The sequence below is a fragment of the Mesobacillus foraminis genome, assembly GCF_004340465.1.
Taxonomy (GTDB): Bacteria; Bacillota; Bacilli; order Bacillales; family Cytobacillaceae; genus Mesobacillus_B; species Mesobacillus_B foraminis.
Genome location: NZ_SLVV01000012.1, coordinates 95,125 through 113,520, shown reverse-complemented (window position 1 = coordinate 113,520; position 18,396 = coordinate 95,125). Strand labels below are relative to the sequence as shown.

The 18,396-nt window shown below is 43.9% G+C and carries 10 protein-coding genes; all 10 read right to left on the bottom strand.

The features are described 5' to 3' along the window. Positions 1 to 67 precede the first annotated feature (67 nt). The 10 genes from licT to EV146_RS21245 all read right to left on the bottom strand — a co-directional run bounded on the left by licT (position 68) and on the right by EV146_RS21245 (position 18,266). Positions 68 to 901: a BglG family transcription antiterminator LicT gene (gene licT, locus EV146_RS21290; RefSeq protein ID WP_132010537.1), complete on the bottom strand. Its 834-nt coding sequence runs from the start codon at positions 899 to 901 to the stop codon at positions 68 to 70. Between the two features lie 242 nt (positions 902 to 1,143). Next, positions 1,144 to 6,264 (bottom strand): rhamnogalacturonan lyase family protein, encoded by a 5,121-nt coding sequence (locus EV146_RS28240; RefSeq protein ID WP_132010535.1) that lies wholly within the window; start codon positions 6,262 to 6,264, stop codon positions 1,144 to 1,146. A 325-nt stretch (positions 6,265 to 6,589) separates the two neighbouring features. Continuing rightward, entirely contained in the window at positions 6,590 to 7,576 is a 987-nt protein-coding gene (gene galE / locus EV146_RS21280; protein ID WP_132010533.1) for a UDP-glucose 4-epimerase GalE, read from the bottom strand. Positions 7,577 to 7,795: 219 nt separating this feature from the next. After that, complete coding sequence (locus EV146_RS21275) at positions 7,796 to 8,761, bottom strand: carbohydrate kinase family protein (RefSeq protein WP_132010531.1); 966 nt, start codon at positions 8,759 to 8,761, stop codon at positions 7,796 to 7,798. Positions 8,762 to 8,780: 19 nt separating this feature from the next. Then, positions 8,781 to 10,256 (bottom strand): glycoside hydrolase family 32 protein, encoded by a 1,476-nt coding sequence (locus tag EV146_RS21270; protein ID WP_132010529.1) that lies wholly within the window; start codon positions 10,254 to 10,256, stop codon positions 8,781 to 8,783. Positions 10,257 to 10,319: 63 nt separating this feature from the next. Further along, the gene (locus EV146_RS21265) at positions 10,320 to 11,771 is read right to left on the bottom strand and encodes a sucrose-specific PTS transporter subunit IIBC (RefSeq protein WP_132010527.1); all 1,452 of its coding nucleotides are present in this window, start codon (positions 11,769 to 11,771) and stop codon (positions 10,320 to 10,322) included. Positions 11,772 to 11,967: 196 nt separating this feature from the next. Then, on the bottom strand, positions 11,968 to 13,017 hold the full coding sequence (locus tag EV146_RS21260) for a LacI family DNA-binding transcriptional regulator (protein ID WP_277873238.1): 1,050 nt from the start codon (positions 13,015 to 13,017) through the stop codon (positions 11,968 to 11,970). Positions 13,018 to 13,190: 173 nt separating this feature from the next. Then, positions 13,191 to 14,978 (bottom strand): L-lactate permease, encoded by a 1,788-nt coding sequence (locus EV146_RS21255; protein WP_132010525.1) that lies wholly within the window; start codon positions 14,976 to 14,978, stop codon positions 13,191 to 13,193. Between the two features lie 242 nt (positions 14,979 to 15,220). Further along, on the bottom strand, positions 15,221 to 16,000 hold the full coding sequence (locus EV146_RS21250; RefSeq protein WP_132010523.1) for a fumarylacetoacetate hydrolase family protein: 780 nt from the start codon (positions 15,998 to 16,000) through the stop codon (positions 15,221 to 15,223). Positions 16,001 to 16,085: 85 nt separating this feature from the next. Continuing rightward, the gene (locus EV146_RS21245) at positions 16,086 to 18,266 is read right to left on the bottom strand and encodes a malate synthase G (protein ID WP_132010521.1); all 2,181 of its coding nucleotides are present in this window, start codon (positions 18,264 to 18,266) and stop codon (positions 16,086 to 16,088) included. Positions 18,267 to 18,396 lie beyond the last annotated feature (130 nt).

Sequence of the window (18,396 nt, the reverse complement as noted above, 5' to 3'; positions counted from 1 at the left end):
TATATTGGTATAGTAACATTAACATAAAATGCTGTCAACGCTTTCAGTTCAATTCATTTCAGCTTAGTCAGTTTCTCGTTACAACACGGGCAATGTGAATAGTCAAATAAACCATTTCTTCCGCATTTATATCGTAGTTATATTTCTTAGATATAAACTCCCTTATTTTTTCCGTACACCGGTATGCTTCACGATATTTTTCTTTTATCACGTCATAAAGGAAATCGTCCTCATTGTCCATATAAGTTTTGTTAAATAATCGTTGAGCAAAAAACTTCAGGTGGGTAATGAAACGATAATAATTCAATGATTCCTCATCAAAATCAATTTTAAAGTGATACTTGACAATATTTAAAATTTCCTGCATGACTTTTGTGATATTCACAATATTGGTCATTTCATCATTCAATTCCGCATTTACAATATGGAGAGCAATGAATCCAGCCTCATCCTCCGGCAGTGAGATATTCAGCTTCTCCTTAATTCTTTGGAGCGCCTTGACCCCAACCTCATACTCTTCCTTGTACAGCCGCTTAATTTCCCATAAAAGCGCATTCTTAATATCAAGGCCTTTCTGATGCCTTTCAACTGCGAAATGGATATGGTCGGTAAGGGACACATAGATGCTTTCATTCAGCTTTCTCCCCAAAGCCTTTTTCGCATAACTGATGATTTCATCGGATATTTCCATATACTCAACAGGAATTTCATATAAAAGTGTCTTAAATCTTTCGGAAAGATCTTTATTTTCCAAAGTGAAAATCTTTTCAATACTATCTTCATCGACAGGATCACCGGGCTTTTTCTTAAAAGCAATCCCTCTGCCCATAATGACCAATTCTTTGTTGTGCTCATTTATGACACTAATGACATTATTGTTTATCACTTTATGGATCTTCATGCTGTTCACCTCTCTTTAAGAAAGCCTTTACTCTTGTCAGAATGACAAGTGCCTGTTTGGGAGCTGCTAGTTACAGCTGTTCATTTATTTTAAATGGAGGGGACTCCCTGATAAATCATCTTATCTTTATTTTCATAACAGGTCAAATGGTTTTTCCGCCTTTATATTGTCACAAATCTCGCCTCTTATTAGTAAAAAAAAGCTGGGGAGACGGTGGTGTCCATCTCCTCCAGCTATGATTCTTACTGTTTCATCAGAGACTGAGTTAACTGAATCAGAATCTCTGCCTGTTCCTTTGATATTGATTTTCCGCTCTGGGCATTCACCTGATTCATAAAGGCATTCAGCTGTCCATCCCTGGCTTTGGTGTTTCCTGCCTCTGCTGATGCCTTTGCAGACTTCAGCTTCGCAGCATATGGCTCGGCCCCTTTATTTTCAAAAAATTGTGAGGTTAACGTTCCGAGGCTGTCATAATTCACAGTCACAATAATTTTGATAGTTTGGCTCCCTTTATTTCCCGCTTTGTCAGACGCCTCTGCCGTGAAGGAATGAGATCCAAGGCCAAGCTGATAAGCAGGTTTTGAAACGGCTGCTTCGGTAAAGGATTCAATTCCTGATAAGGTATCCTCTGCTTTTGATGAAATTTCTACTGTTTCGTTCACTCCGAATTCTGTTCCGTCTTCAACATTGAACGTGATTTCAGGTGCAGTCTGATCGACTTTGATCTCTACAGTATTCTTTTTCTCCATATTTCCAGCTTTATCCGAGCTCCAATAGCTTAGTACATACTTGCCATCTTCCTTGATGGTGACAGAATCGCCTGTTTGGGCTTCCTCATCATTCAGCGAATAATAGGTGGCTTCAACCCCTGATTTGTCAAAAGCTGCAAAGCTGATCTTGACAGGTTCGCGATACCATCCATTAACTGCTTCCCCTGTAATTTCATGTGTGGTTTCTGGAGCTTTTTTATCCTCGATTTCCACTACATCTATACTTGGGGAAGCCGGCTGGGACATGCCTTCCCCCAGGAAGAAGCTGGTATGCGGCGGCTGGTTGTAGCCGACATTCTGCCAGGCAATGGATAAACGGTATTGCGGATCATGCATCAATGTAAAGATGCGTTTATCAGTCGCTTCCGGAGTCATATAGACCCTAAGCGCAGAGCTGTCATCTGTCCGCCAGATGATTTCCTCACGCCAGTCTCCAAACAGGTCTGCCTGAAGGACAGGGTTTCCTTTGGTGCTGTTATTAGATTGTGTTCCATCGGCTGTCAGCAGATTAACGAGCTTGCTGTTTTCATAATCCCATTTATCAATGGTGCCTACACCGGTTGATTTTTCATCGTTCCAATTATGATCGACTAACTCTCGCAGCAGGTCACCATCCCACCAGATCGCAAAGTTCGAAGATGGAATCGACTCCGAAATCTTCTCTCCTTTTGCTGTATACATTCCGCCGGACTTGCTGTTCCAGGCACCGTCTATTGCCCAGGCCTCAGATCCGCTGTATCTTGGATCCACATCCGCAGCAAGGCCGCGGCCTGTATCCTGGCCCGTTTTAACTCCCCAGATAATCTCGCCTGTCTCAGCATCACGCATATCGTATCCATACGGGCCATCCTTGTGTTCCTGGACAGCAAAGACTTCAAGTCCCGGCCGGTCCGGAATATGGTCGCTCAAATGCTGGGCATCGCCGTGCCCCAAGCCCGTATTATAGAGACCTTTTCCATCATCATCAATCACTATTTGCCCATAGACAATTTCATCTTTTCCGTCCTTGTCTACATCGCCTACACTGAGATTGTGGTATCCCTGTCCTGCATAATCTCTGTACTCTTCCTCATTTGTATCAAACGTCCACTGTTTTGTCAGCTTGCCATCCTTAAAGGTGTACGCCGTCAAAACCGTACGAGTATAATAGCCTCTCGCCATCACAATGCTTGGCTGTTCACCATCAAGGTACGCAACAGCCGCAAGGAAGCGGTCAACACGGTTTCCATAGGAGTCACCCCAGGAAGAAACATCTCCGCGCGGCGGTTCATAATCCGTAGTTTCTAAAGCCTTTCCTGTAAGGCCATCAAATACAGTCAGATATTCTGACCCTTGCAGCACATAACCCGTGCTGTTCCGGTGGTCCGCGTCTGCCCGGCCAATAACATTCCCTTTTCCATCAACAGTCCCGTCTGCCGTTTTAAAAACAACTTCGGCTTTGCTGTCCCCATTAAAATCATAGACCAGGAAAGGCGAATAATGGGCACCTGCGCGAATGTTCTTGCCAAGGTCGATGCGCCATAATCGGGTCCCATCCATTTCGTAGGCATCAACAAAGACATTTCCTGTATAGCCTGCCTGAGAATTGTCTTTTGAGTTAGTCGGATCCCATTTTAATACAAGTTCATATTGTCCATCGCCGTCCAAATCCCCGACGCTCGCATCATTGGCACGGTAGGAGTATGGATCTCCAAGCGGTGTTACGCCATTCTCAGGCTTTTGCAGCGGAATATCGAAATAGTTATTGCTCAGCACCTTGATATTCCCTTCTGCTTTCCTTTCTTTCCCGTCAATCAAAGTACGGATTTCGTAGCTAGAGTCTGCTTTTCCGTCCTTATCTTCAAAATTAGTGCTGTTCGCAATCGGCTCCTTATTCACCTTTTCTCCATCACGATACACATTAAATCGGATGTCTTCTGAATCGGTTCCAAGCATCCTCCAGCTGACAAGCACACCGTTTTCCGTTTTCACTGCCACTGGAGCGCGGTCAAGCTCCTCCATTTGCTTTTTCAACACAGTTACCGCTGGAGTTTCAAGACTGTCGGACAGCGGCGAGACTCCCCCTGCATTAACAGCAGCTACCTTGTAAAAATACGGTATCGTGGTCAAAACGGTATCATCCTTGTAGACGGTTTGTTTTGTTTTGCCAATAAACTCATATTTGCCGTCCTTCTTCTTGGAGCGGTAAATGCTGTAGGTTACTGCACCTTCAGTTTTATCCCAGCTGATGGTAAGGTCATTTTTGTTTACCTTTCCAACCTGGAGGTTTGCCGGAGCCGATGGTGCTGGCAGCTCAGGATTGATCATGGATACTTTAAGCGGAGCAGAAGGCACTGTTTCTACTTTTGCATTATCCACAGTAGTTACTGTGTACTCATACTCCATTCCCACATCCACAGATTTATCAGTGAAAGAATTGGCTTCTGCACTGCCGACTTTAACAAAGTCAGCTGCACCTGCCGTTTTCCTGTAAACATTGTATTTCACTGCCTCTTCAACAGCATTCCAGTCCAGTTTCACAAATGGCTCTTCAGCGTTTAAGGACTGCTCACTCACCTTCAGTCCTGCCGGTGCAGCCAGAATTGGTGTAATTTCAAGACCGTTTACAATTCCTGTTGATCCGCCAAAGGCAAAGTTCATTTGGCCGTCTGTTACCGAAACATCTGGTACTACCTTTGAAGTCGCGTTCCGGCTAGGAGCAGAAATACTGCCGTAGTCTTTTCCCTCTACCTGCAAGGTGGTTCTTGCGCTTCCCAAGAAATCTCCCACATGCACTTTTACTGCATAAAGTCCGTTTGGCAGGTCAACATTGAATTTCCAGCCGACATTAAAATATCCAAGCCAGTCACGCAGAAGATCTCCGCCAGTTCCGCGGTCACGGCCAATCATTCCTGCGGCGTCGACAATTCCGTAGCCTCTTTCAGGAGTATACAAAGTAGACAGGTTCACCCCTGTATAACCCTCGGCAATTGGGTTTCCTGCCAGCCCAAAGTCAAATTTCAGGGTAGCCTCCTTAGTCGTAAATGAGACAGGTTCAGATTGGGCTGATTCTCCTTTGCCATTGACGGCTGTTACAACAACATCATATCTCTTTCCTTCTTCCATGCCGGTGATATTGAGCCGTGGAATGGTAGAAGTCCCAATCAGGCTGTACGTGCTGTCTGCAGAAAGTTTTCTGTAAATCTTGTAAATATCAGCGCCTTCCGATGCTTCCCAGTTTATTTGGGCACCCGCATTGCTGATGCTGCTGGCTGTAACACCTTCCGGCCGTTCAGGAAGCTTCGCTGGAGGCTCAATATCCCTCACATACTCTGAGAGCGGAATATCCAGCTCTTTAATTCCGCCTGAAAGCAAACGGGCAATTTGAATGGCTCCATACTCCTGGAAATGTGTATTATCCTGCGATCCGTTCGGGAAAGCCTGATAGATTCCTGGTTCAGTATGGAGGAAAACAGAAAGGGTCCCTTCTGGACCGATCGTGTCATAGTAAGCCACGCTAAGCGCACTTAAATCTACTAAATCAACCTTTAATTCTTCGGCTACTTCCTTCATCCCCTGAACATATTCCGGGAATGAGATATTGAATTTTCCTGTTTCCGAATTAAAGTCGCGCCGCCCTACTGGCGTAACGAGAATTGGCGTCGCTCCTCGCTGGCGGGCACCATTGATATAGGTTTTTAAATAATTTTTATAATCCGGCACCGAGGCATATCGTTCCGGGTTTGAAACGGTAGCATCATTGTGGCCAAATTGAATGAGGAAGTAATCATCAGGTTTGATTTCGCGCAAAATGGCATCCAGCCGTCCCTGGTTGATAAACGACTTTGTGCTTCTTCCTCCAATTGAATGGTTTTCAAATGTGATATCCGTATTAAAAAAACGGGAAATCATCTGTCCCCATCCTGCTTCAGGCTTCCAATACTCATCATAGGTCTGAACTGTGGAGTCTCCAGCAATGTAAACTGAAGGAAACTCGCCTGCTGTCCGTTCTGGGAGCTTAGTGATAACCAGAGAATTTATTTTTGGCGTACTGCCTGTCAATGTAATTTGCAGCTGGTTATCCACAAGGGCAAAGTCGAATGTACGCTCAATGAATTCACCTTTTAAGACAGATGTATCCTGAATCTTCTGAATATTTTGGGCGCTAACCCCTACACTTGTTGCCTCTTCTGTATCTCCAGCCACCACGGTAATCGAATAATCACCTGGCTCAAGGTCCACGTTGAAGGAGGTTTCAGTTGCTGTAATAAAATCCGTTTTAATTTTATCTGAAGTTTTACGATCTTCTGCTGTTACTTTTGCAGAATCACCAAATCCGTAGCCTAATTCTTTTGTATAGGCTGTGTCCGGTGTTACCTGTGTATATCCATCCATAACGGCACTGTCGGAAGTTCCAAAATCGAATTTCTTGAGTACATCATTCTCTGCGGCACTTGCTTCCTGCTGGGTAATCGGAATGCTGCAAATTATTAAAGCTAAACAAAGAAATAAAGAAATAATGCCTCTTGCTCTCCGCTTCCTCTTCGTAATCAATAAGTTTCCTTCCCTTCTGTCATTCTTATTGATTCTGACTAGTCTGTGATGTTTGTCCATTTCCCCCCTTCAAAATACATGTAAGCACTTTCAAGTTTTATCTTAGTACCATAAGACATTTAATTCCTAGTAAAAAAACAGATATTTTTGTTTAAAAAACAGTCGATTAAAAATACTTTTCTTTCATCTAAAATTAAACACTGAATCATTCCCCATATTCTGGGCTTTTCGTCTGTAGTACTTTTTTGCTTGTCAGATCATTGATAAGAATAATAGATTTATCCTGCAGGATTGTGAGGGACATAGCGTTTTATCGTTGATCTTTTTCAGTGAACTCTGCAAATTAGCCTCTACCGATTTGGTAGAGGCTGTCATTTGAACTTTTTTATTCTTGATATCCATTTGGATGATGCTGGTGCCAGTTCCAGGCATGAGAAACAATTTCCTCAAGAGCGGAGTATTGAGGTTTCCAGCCAAGCTCTGTTTTTGCTTTTTCAGCTGATGCAATCAGGACCGCCGGATCTCCCGCACGCCTTGGTGCAACCTCTGCGCGAATTTCATTGCCTGTAACAATGCGGCATGTGTCGATGACTTGTTTTACCGAAAAACCAGTACCGTTCCCAAGATTATAAATACCACTTTCACCTGTTTCACTTATTTTTTTCAATGCCAGATAATGGGCATCCGCAAGGTCCAGAACATGAATATAATCACGAATGCACGTGCCATCCTCAGTGGGATAATCATCCCCGAAAATGGAGACCTTATCCCGCTGGCCAAGTGCTGCCTGAAGAATAATTGGAATCAGATGGGATTCAGGTGTATGATCTTCCCCAATTTTCCCTTCCGGATCTGCACCTGCCGCATTAAAATAGCGAAGGCATACAGACTTTAAGCCGTATGCTCCATCGGCCCACTGAAGCATCTTTTCAATTGCAAGCTTTGTATCTCCGTAAGGATTTGTAGGTACGGTAGGATCCTCCTCCATTATTGGAACACGGACAGGATTTCCGTATGTAGCAGCAGTAGAAGAAAAAACGATTTTCAGTACCTTATGTTCAACCATTTTTTTGATGAGATGGTAGGAACCTATGACATTGTTTTCATAATATTCAAGGGGTTTTTCAACACTTTCGCCAACAAGTGAATTGGCCGCAAAATGAATGACGGAATCCACATGATTGGAAGTAAAGATCTCATCCAGCAGCGATTCATCCTGCAGGTTTCCCTGATACAATTTTACATCTGACAAGGCAGCACGATGCCCCTTTTGAAGGTTATCAAGAACAATGACATCCTCTCCGCGTTCCTTTAGATACATAACCGTATGGCTGCCAATATACCCGGCGCCACCTGTAACCAATATGGACATTACATCACAACTCCTTATTAACAATAGATCATAATAAACTCCAAATAACAGTATACCTTACTAATTGCCGTTCCACCCTGATTATCATGATCACTTTTCGGTTTATTTCCCGGAAAATGTCGATTTATTACACAGCAGCATTTGTTTCTTTTCTTTGGAGAGGTAAATGAAGGTCCTCCTGAACCATAATAAAAAGGCCCAAGACGGGCCCATGAGATTCTATTTAGTTAATTCCTCAACCTGTTCTTTTGTCGGAAGCGCAGAAATGGCACCTTTCCCTTTTGTAGTCAAAGCACCGCTAGCATTGGCAAAGGAGAGAATTTCTCTGTAATTTTGCGACAATATCTCCTCAATATTTTCAGGCACAGCTTCAGTCATGAGCAATTTGTAAAGGAACCCTCCTATAAATGCATCGCCGGCTCCAGTGGTATCCTGGACCTGAACGCTGTAGCCTTTTGAAGTGAATTTATTGCCTTTAACATAAAGGTCTGCACCTTGTGCCCCCTTTGTGTATACTACAGCACGTACATCTCCTCTAAACAGCGACTGGATTGCAGCTTCCGCATCTTTAATACCTGTAATAAATTCCAGTTCTTCATCAGACACCTTAATGAGGTGAGCTTCCGGCAGAAATTCCAGGATAGCAGTTCGGCACTGTTCTTTAGATTCCCAGAGAGGCAGCCTGACATTGGGATCGAAGCTGATTAATCCACCGTTTTTCTTCATTGCATCAATAGCTTTTTTATGGGCAAATTTCATTGGGCTTTCGACAAGATCTACCGAGCAGAAATGGAGCACGTCTCCTTTAACAAACCACTCTGGATGAATCTCCGAATCCTTGAATAATAAATCTGCAGAAGGTTTTCTATAAAATGAAAAATCCCGTTCGCCATCTTCCTTTAAAGAAACAAAAGCCAATCCTGTATTTGCCTCGGCTGTACGGAGGATCTTGTCTGTTTTTACACCTGCATTTTTCAATTGTTCTACAAGAAAATCCCCAAACGCATCTTTTCCCAGCTTGGTGATGATCGAAGATTCCCCTCCAAATTTCGCCGCTGCGGCCGCTACATTTGCGGGCGCTCCTCCCGGGGCACGTTCAAATGATAAAACGTCCCTTAACGGAACTCCTTTTTGCAACGGGATGAAGTCAATCAGCACTTCCCCAATTGAATATAGTTTTCCCATGTGATCACCTCAATTATATTTATTTGATAATATCCCATTTAACAGCTTTCAATTGAACATGCCCATCTCTGGCAAAGAACCGGATACCCTTGCTGTCTTTGCCAGGAAAAATACGCCCTGTAAAAACCGCTTCCCCTTCATTTACAAAAATCTCCACAGATGAGGTATCAACAAAGATACGGAAAGACAGCTTGCCTGTGTCATCGATTTGACAGGACCTAGTTGTTCCGAACTCCTCACCCGGAAGCTGACCTGACAATGAACGGTCAAACACCACTTTTTTATTTACTGAATCATATTTTATGACCGTCTTTTCCTTTTCACTCGTCCTCAGCTCGATCCCAGCTTCGGAAGCTGTCCAGTTAGAAAATTCCGCCTTCATTTCATAGGCTGTTCCCTGAAACCCATCGAACCCTTTCCCTTCATTACACAGCCGGGCTTCCACATCGATTCTGTCCCCGCGCAGAACCTTTAGTTCGTCCACAGGAGTTTGGAGGAGTTTTCCTTCTTTAATGGTTAATTCTCTTGGAATCGTCAAGCAATGAGCCCAGCCATCCTGATCAGTCGGGTAATTAATCTCCGGCAGACCCATCCAGCCAACCAAAATTCTTCGCCCGCTAGAGTCCTTCGTGGATTGCGGAGCATAAAAATCAAATCCTCTATCGAGCTCGATAAACGGCCCGTGCATGAATTCATGATTTTCAAGATTCAAGGTCTCGCCAATCAAATAACCCGACTGATAAATATTATTGTAATGATCATCATCGGGGGCCAATCCTTGCGGAGAAAATAAAAGAATCCCGTGACCTTCCATCGTAAAATAATCAGGACATTCCCACATATAGCCGAAGTTCTTCAGACTAGTCTGGATTTCCCCCTCAAAATCCCAATCTTTAAGATTGCTAGATTTGAATAACAAGACGCAGCCTGTTTCATTCTCTCTCTGTGCACCGATCACGGCATAGAAAAAGCCATTCTCCTTCCATACCTTGGGATCCCGAAAATGATCTGTATATCCCTCGGGAACTTCGGGGATGACCGGGCCAAGCTTCTCAATTTCACCAGTTTCATCCATAACGGCCAGACACTGATAGGGATGCCGATTCCAATCTTTATCCCGAGTATTCCCTGTATACATCAGGTAGAGCTGGTTTTCGTGTTCAATTGCACTTCCCGAATATGCTCCATGACTGTCAAAATAGTCATCCGGCGCCAGGGCTATCCCGGCATTTTCCCAGTGAACAAGATTCCTTGATTTCGTATGATACCAATACTTTAAACCGTGTACAGGTCCAAGCGGGAACCATTGGTAAAATAAGTGATATTCACCGTTATAAAAAGAAAAGCCATTTGGGTCATTCAGAAGGCCAGTTACGGGCTGGATATGAAATAGCTGCCTCCATGGAGAGCCATTTACCCTCTTGGAAAGCTCCGACATCTCCTGTTCAGGAACATCTTCAATTTTTCTGTAACGCTGTTCTTTTGTCCACGCCATAAGTTGTCACTCCTTAAAATAAGAAGGAGAATCAAAAAGATTCTCCACTTTTTGCAGGTTTATTTAAGCCGCTGCACTTTTGCCGGCTGAACGGCCTTCTTTCTTTGCCTCTCTCTTTGCCAGTATAATCGTTGTTATGAATGCGACTGCAAATGCAATAGCCATGCCGATAATATAAGAAACAATAGCTCCAGGCTTGATGGATATGATTCCAGGGAGACCGGCCGCCCCCAGGGCCACAGCCTTCACTTTAAAGAATGTCACGAAAGCTGATGCTGCACCTGCCCCAATAATGGCTCCTATAAATGGATATCTCATTTTCAGATTAATTCCAAACATGGCAGGTTCAGTGATTCCTAAAAGTGCCGAAATTCCTGCTGCAGAAGAAGTTCCCTTTAATTTAGAATCTTTCGTCGTAGCAAGGACGGCAAGAGTTGCTGCACCCTGGGCAATATTGGACATAGCAGCAATTGCAAAGATGAAGGAACCTCCTGTTTTTGCAATGTCTGCCAACAGTTGTGTTTCTACCGCGATTAAGCTGTGATGCATCCCGGTTATAACGACCGGTGCGTAAAGTAAACCAAAAACAGCCCCTCCGATGAATCCAGTTGTATCATACAGCCAGATAATTCCGTCTGAAAGCAGGTTTCCGGCCGCGCGAGTCACCGGTCCAACAAGTGTAAAAGTCAAGATGCCTGTAACAAAGATTGTCAGCAATGGTGTCAATAAATTATCAAGTGCTGAAGGAACAACCTTCCTTAAAGAGGTTTCAATTTTAGCAAGGATGTAGGAAGCGGCCAGAACAGGAAGGACTGTTCCCTGATAGCCAATTTTCTCAATCTCATAGCCAAATATTTTCCATACCGGTATCTCGCCATTAACGAGGGCTCCCCCGTATCCCCAGCCATTCAGCAGATCCGGGTGAACCATTAGCATTCCAAGAGCTGCACCCAAATATGGGTTGCCGCCAAATCTTTGGGTCGCTGAAAACCCGATCAGGATGGGAAGGAATACAAATGCAGCGTTTGCAAATGTATTAATCAAAGCAGCAAGGTCAGCCATGCCAGGATAGGCTTCAATAACGGATTTTCCACTTATAAACAAGTCCTCGGCAGTCAAGAGATTATTGAGTCCCATCAGTAAACCGCCTGCTACAATCGCAGGGATAATCGGGACAAAGATATCAGATAACAGCTTTACAAATCGCTGCAGAGGGTTCAACTTTTTTGTCCCTGCATCCTTAACATCCTTTGTCGACATTTCTGAAAGTTCGGACAGCTGAGCGAATTCTTTATATACACTATTAACGGTTCCTGATCCGAAGATAATCTGGAATTGTCCTCCTGTCGAAAACGTTCCTTTTACAGCTTCCATGCTGTCCAATTTCGCCTGGTCAACAATACTTTCATCGTTTAACACCAGTCGCAGTCTTGTGGCACAGTGTGCAGCAGCTGCCACATTTTCCTTCCCGCCTAATGCAGCAAGTGTTTCCTGCGCTATTCCTTTATAGTCCATCGTGATCCCCCTTGTTTTATTATTGTCTTTTTAAACCTTTTGCTATTAGTGAACCTGTTTTGGGAACCGGTTCCAAATATACATAAAATAGAACCGGTTCCAATGGAAAACAAAAAAAATGATTTCGGAACCGGTTCCTTTTTTATCTAAATAAAATAAAAACGGTTCCATATGAATTTAATTGAAGTATAACACGCTATTCAAGATTGTCAACGCTTTCTCTCTCAATAATTTTAAAATTTGATACATGGAGGAGTGGAATTTCTTCTCCCATTACTGCCTTAACAATATTTGTGGCTGCGATTTCGCCTGCTTCCTTGTAAAAGAATTTTGCAGTTGTCAGGCCTGGATTCATCATTTCGGTTATCTCGTAGCCGCCGAATCCCGTTATCGAAAGGTCTTCAGGCACTTTCATCCCCTTGTTGTATGCTGCTTTGAGCGCACCGATGGCAATATTGTCTGTAGCACATACAATGACGGTCGGCTTAAACAGGTCAATGATTTCTGAGGCCTTGTCTACGGCATCATTGATCGAGAATTTTGTTTTAAAAAATTTCACGTTCACATTCCTGTGTTCTATGGCTGCCTGAAATCCTTCTTTCCTTTTAACCCCGACAGCAATATCCTTTTCAGTTACACCTAAATACGCTATTCTCTTATGCCCCTTTTCCAGCACATGCCTTCCTATCTCGAATGCAGCGTCAAAATCATTATGGATGAGGCTATAATGTTTCTCATGCTGCTGCCCTACCAGCATGACCGGGATTCCTGCGGCTTCGAAAGCTTCAATGTGTTTATCGGTAATCTCCGTAGCTAAAAGGATCATTCCTGCAACCTTCTGCTTTGACAAGGTATATATATTCTCAATTTCCCGTTCTATTTCCTGGCCTGAATTCGATATAAGCATTTGGCAATTCAGATCTCTTAACTGTTGGTCGATTCCAATCATGGTGCGGGATGCGGCATAGGAATCAAGGCGGGGGACAATCACCCCAATAATGTTTGTCTTCTTTGCTTTTAAACTTTGGGCAAATGTATTAGGCGAATAACCAGTTTCATCGATTACTTTTTCAATCTTCCTTTTGGTCGGTTCACTAATAGAACCGCCATTGAGGTACCTGGAAACCGTGCTTTTTGCAACACCTGCTATTTTCGCTATATCGGCGATGGTTGTCATTACTCTCAACTCTCTATCCTTTTGATTACTACCAATATTATAGAATGAATCAATCCCGAAAGAAACCATTAACATCCAGGATTGTCATGCACCGGGTTCAGCACAGAAGAAGATTCGCAAAGTGACTCCTTTTCTATAATCGATTAAGGCTTTCTGGCTAATGAATGGCTCTATCATATAAAAAAAGAAGAGCCTTATACTCTTACTGAGTACTTCGGCCTTCTTTGTCTTTTAAAAGCTCATTAAAAAGACTTCCCGCCGGGCGGAGCAGGGATGGTCAGCCGGTTAGCCCGCCTCTTATTACCGGCAATAATATAGACGGCTGCCATCACAATCAGCGCCACTATAAATGTACCAAGATTCAATAGCCCCTTTTCTGCATACCAGACAATGGAATAACCGAGTGCTCCAAGCAGAAGTGCATAATAGACGAACGGAAGCAGCGTCTTCCTGATTACAATTCCCTCTTTGCCTACCAGTCCAACCACCGCTGATGCAGCGACCACGTTATGGACGCAAATCATATTTCCTGCTGCACCGCCAACAGCCTGCAAAGCAACAATCCAGGTTGGGTCGACACCGATCTGTGCACCGACATCATATTGGAACAAGGCGAACATCATATTGCTGACCGTATTGCTTCCGGCTATGAATGCCCCAATTCCGCCAATGAAGGTTGCAAAGACTGGCCAGTATTCCCCCGCCAGTGAGGCGATTCCATTTGCCAGTTCAATCGGCATCCGTTCAAAGCCTGCAGCACCACCGCCAGAGTTCAGGAACACTTGAACCATTGGAACTGTAAATACTAATGCAGTCGAAGCCGCAACCATGGTTTTGGCAGATTGCTTAACCGCCCTCTTGTATGCACTTCTATTCATACCATGCATTAAAAATGTGATTAAAGATACAAGGATAAAAATAGTCCCCGGTGAGTAAAGCGGCTGAAAGCTTGCTGTTATGCCAGAACCGAAAATATCTTCTGCTGCCAATGTCCAGGACTGGAGCCAGCCTAAGAATGGAAACGTTTTCAACCTTGACAATACTAATAACAAGCCCACTAAAACATATGGCATCCAGGCACGGAACATACTCATGCTTCCGCTTTTATGAACAATATCTCTAATCTCCAGCCTGCCGTTCCATTCTGGATCCCATTTTGACTTTTCTTCAAAATCCCAAACTTCTTCCTTAGGGGGCATGAGGAAGCCTTTTTTTGCTGCAAATACGACAATGGCCAAGCCGACCAGACCTCCAATCATGGACGGGAACTCAGGACCAAGCACATTAGCCACTATTACATACGGAATGGTCATTGCGAAGGATGAAAACAAAGCGAATTTCCAGATTTTGATTCCGTCGGTAAACGACTTGTTTTTACCAAAGTACCTGGTCATCAGCGCTACAACGAATAATGGGATAAGTGTCCCCGCTGCCATATGGAGAAGTGCCACTTTTGCCGCAATAAAGGAGACAAGTTCTGTCACATTATTGGTGATGCTCGGGTCTGCCGATAAACCTGTACCGACCCCCACCAGCATTGGCGTGCCAACAGCACCAAATGATACTGGGGTACTTTGGATCACCATCCCGGCTACAACTGCTGCCATTGCTGGAAACCCAAGACCCACTAGAAGGGGCACCGCAACTGCCGCAGGTGTACCAAATCCTGCTGACCCTTCAATAAAGGATCCAAACAGCCAGGCAACAATAATCACCTGAATGCGGCGGTCTTCTGTAATATCTGTGAAACGTTGACGAATCGTTCTTAAACCACCGCTTTCTTGCAGTGTGTTTAATAAAAGAATAGCCCCAAATATTATGTAAAGAAGTGTACCCGCTACCACGAGGCCATTAATGGAAGCTGCTGCAACATTAACCCCAGGCACTTTCCAAATGAACAATGCCAGCCCTATTGCTACTAAATAGGAGATTGGCATCGCCTTGCTTGCAGGCCATCTTAAACCAACCAGAAAGACCCCCACCGCAATGATCGGCAATAATGATAAAAATGCCAGTAAACCTGTGCTCAAAACATCTACCTCCTTATTTTTTATCGGGTCAAAAAGAAGGACTCCTGTTATTCCCTGTTAGAGGTGTTATATAACACGACATCCTTATATTATAAGATTATACGGAGGTATTAACAGAATTACAATAATTTTTTGAATATTTTATACAAATAAAAAAATATCTGTTTCCTATATATATAGGTCGCAGATATTTTAATATTCCACTATACCAACATAAGATATGGTGGTGCATATTTATTCATTTATACAACACTCGCGCTCTCTCTTGCTGTTACGAATGTATTTTTTAAAGTACCAATTTCCTTAATATCACATTCAATGACATCACCTGCATGAACCATTTCAGCGCCTAGAGGACTTCCAGTTAAAATCACATCCCCAGGCTTTAACGTCATGACACTCGATAAATACGAGATCATCTTTCGAATTGGAATGATCATCAAATCAGTCGCGCTATTTTGTTTTTCTGTTCCATTAAGCCTCGCTTCCACTTTTACTGCAAAAGGGTCCAATTCCGTTTCAATAACCGGCCCCAGGGGCGTAAATGTATCAAATGCCTTACCGATTGTCCAATGACCATCCTGGCGGAAAAATTGGGGTGCTGTCACATCATTCCCCACAGTATAGCCAAATACATAATCGAGCACTTCCGATTCAGGAACATTTTTCGCTTCCCTGCCAATGACGATTGCCAATTCTGATTCAAATTTAACCTGTTCAATGCCCTCTGGGATGATGATATCTTCTTCAGGACCAATGACAGAAGAGACTGGCTTGAAGAAAAAGACTGGGATGGCAGGCAATTCCTCGGGGATTTCCTCCACTTTTGCTACATAGTTGGCGCCAATGCCGACGATCTGGTTCGGTTCAAGAGGAGCTAGAAACTTGACCTGACTGGATAGAAATACGTTTCCCGTATAAGTCCAATTTGTAAATGGATCCCCTTTTATTTCCCTGATTGTATCCCCTTCAAGGATTCCTGTATGGTGTGCTGATTCAACCGTAAACCTTGCAAACTTCACTAATATTTCCTCCTTTATTAGGAATTGGTTTTATGTACTACAGGGCATTCTGCACTAGCAGAATGCCCCCTGCTTCAGGCACTCATCAAGACTTTAGGGCAAACTTCGCCTTTGCCTCCCGACGCCGGCGGTGCAGGATTGGCTCAGTATAGCCATTAGGCTGTTCACGGCCATTAAACACAAGGTCACAGGCTGCCTGGTAAGCAACAGAATGTTCATAGTTTTCCGCCATTGGACGGTAAGCTGGATCACCCTCATTCTGTTTATCAACGACTTTAGCCATCTTTTTAAGCGTATCCATTACCTGTGTTTCCGAGCACACGCCATGGCGGAGCCAATTAGCAATATGCTGGCTTGAAATCCTTAATGTAGCGCGGTCTTCCATCAAGCCGACATTATTTATATCCGGGACCTTTGAGCAGCCGATTCCCTGCTCTACCCAGCGGACAACATAACCGAGGATTCCCTGTGCATTATTATCAAGCTCCTCCTGAATTTCTTCAGGACTCCACTGAGCATCTTTCGCTACCGGTATTTGAAGGATTTCATCTCGTAAGTCCTTTACTTCCAGCTTCAGTTCATCCTGTACAACCTTTACATCAACCTGATGGTAATGAAGGGCATGGAGGGTCGCCGCAGTCGGTGATGGCACCCATGCTGTATTGGCACCAGCATTTAAATGGCCAATTTTTTGCTTCAGCATTTCAGCCATTAAATCAGGCATAGCCCACATTCCCTTGCCAATTTGCGCACGGCCCTGCAATCCAGCATTCAGGCCAGTATATACATTGGACTTCTCATACCCCTGAAGCCACCGGGAGGATTTCATATCATTTTTTCTGACCATTGGGCCAGCTTCCATGGAAGTATGCATTTCGTCTCCGGTACGATCCAAAAATCCTGTGTTGATAAAGACAACCCGATTTTTAACCTGTTTGATGCATGCCTTCAGATTAAGTGAGGTTCGGCGTTCCTCATCCATCACGCCTATTTTTAAGGTATTCCGTTTCACCCCAATCAAATCTTCTATCCTGTCAAAAAGTTCATTCGCAAAAGCCACTTCCTCAGATCCGTGCATTTTCGGCTTGACAATATAGATAGAATCTTTAACGGAATTTTGGTAGGTGCCATTTCCCAGAATGGTATGTTTGGCAATCAGGCTGGTGAACACTCCATCAAGTATGCCTTCTGGAACTTCCTGGCCGTTTTGATCAAGGATGGCATCATTTGTCATTAAATGGCCCACATTTCGAATAAACAGGAGGGAGCGTCCGCGCAAAGTAAAGTCTTCCCCCGTCAAGGATATATAGCTCCTGTCAGGATTGAGCGTCCGGGTCATGGTTTTCGCATTTTTCCTGAAGGTCGCAGACAGGTCTCCTTTCATCAATCCTAGCCAGTTCCGGTAAATTAAGACTTTATCTTCTGCATCCACGGCGGCGACCGAGTCTTCACAATCAATAATCGTTGTAATCGCTGCTTCCAGAACGATATCTTTTACACCAGCTCTATCACTTTTCCCAATTGGGTGCGAGGGATCAATTTGAATCTCAAGATATAGGTCATTGTTTTTCAGAAGTACTGCTGCTGGCTCCTCCGGCCTGCCACGATACCCTTCAAGCTTTTCACCTTCAATAAGGGTGGCAGTTTCACCATTCTGCAGGACTGCCGCTAATTCGCGGTTAACTATTTGATATTTAACGACATCGTCATGGGAGGCATCTTTTAGCGGGACTGTCTGGTCAAGAAAGGTCTTTGCGTACTGAATGACTTTGTTGCCCCGGACAGGATTATAGCCAAGACCACGGTCGGCTCCGTCTTCTTCACTGAGGGCATCCGTGCCATACAAAGCATCATAAAGGCTCCCCCAGCGGGCATTGGCGGCATTTATCGCGTAGCGGGCGTTATCACCGGGAACAACGAGCTGAGGCCCCGCTTTTACGGCAATTTCTTCATCCACGTTTTCAGTTTGAACCTCATAATCATCAACCTCGGGCTCCAGATAACCAATTTCCTTTAAAAAAGCTTTATAGCTTTCAAACTTAAACTCTCCTCCATTTTCCTGGTGCCAGTCATTAATTTGGGCCTGAAGCTCATCCCTTTTTGAAATCAGCTCTTTATTTTTGGGAGCAAAATCCTGAATGAGCTGCCCGAGCCCTCTCCAAAACGTATCAGGTTCTACATGGGTTCCGGGAATAACCTCCGAATTGATAAAATCAAACAATTCCTTTGCCACTTGGATACTGCCCGTTTTTACATACTCTGTCATTTCTCGTTCCTCCCAATCCTAAGTCTCATTAATAATAGTAAAATAAAAAAACGTCTAGCAGCAGCCAGTGAAAACCAGTCTTCATTTTTACTAGTCTGCTATGGACAAATAAGCATAAAATCAATACATC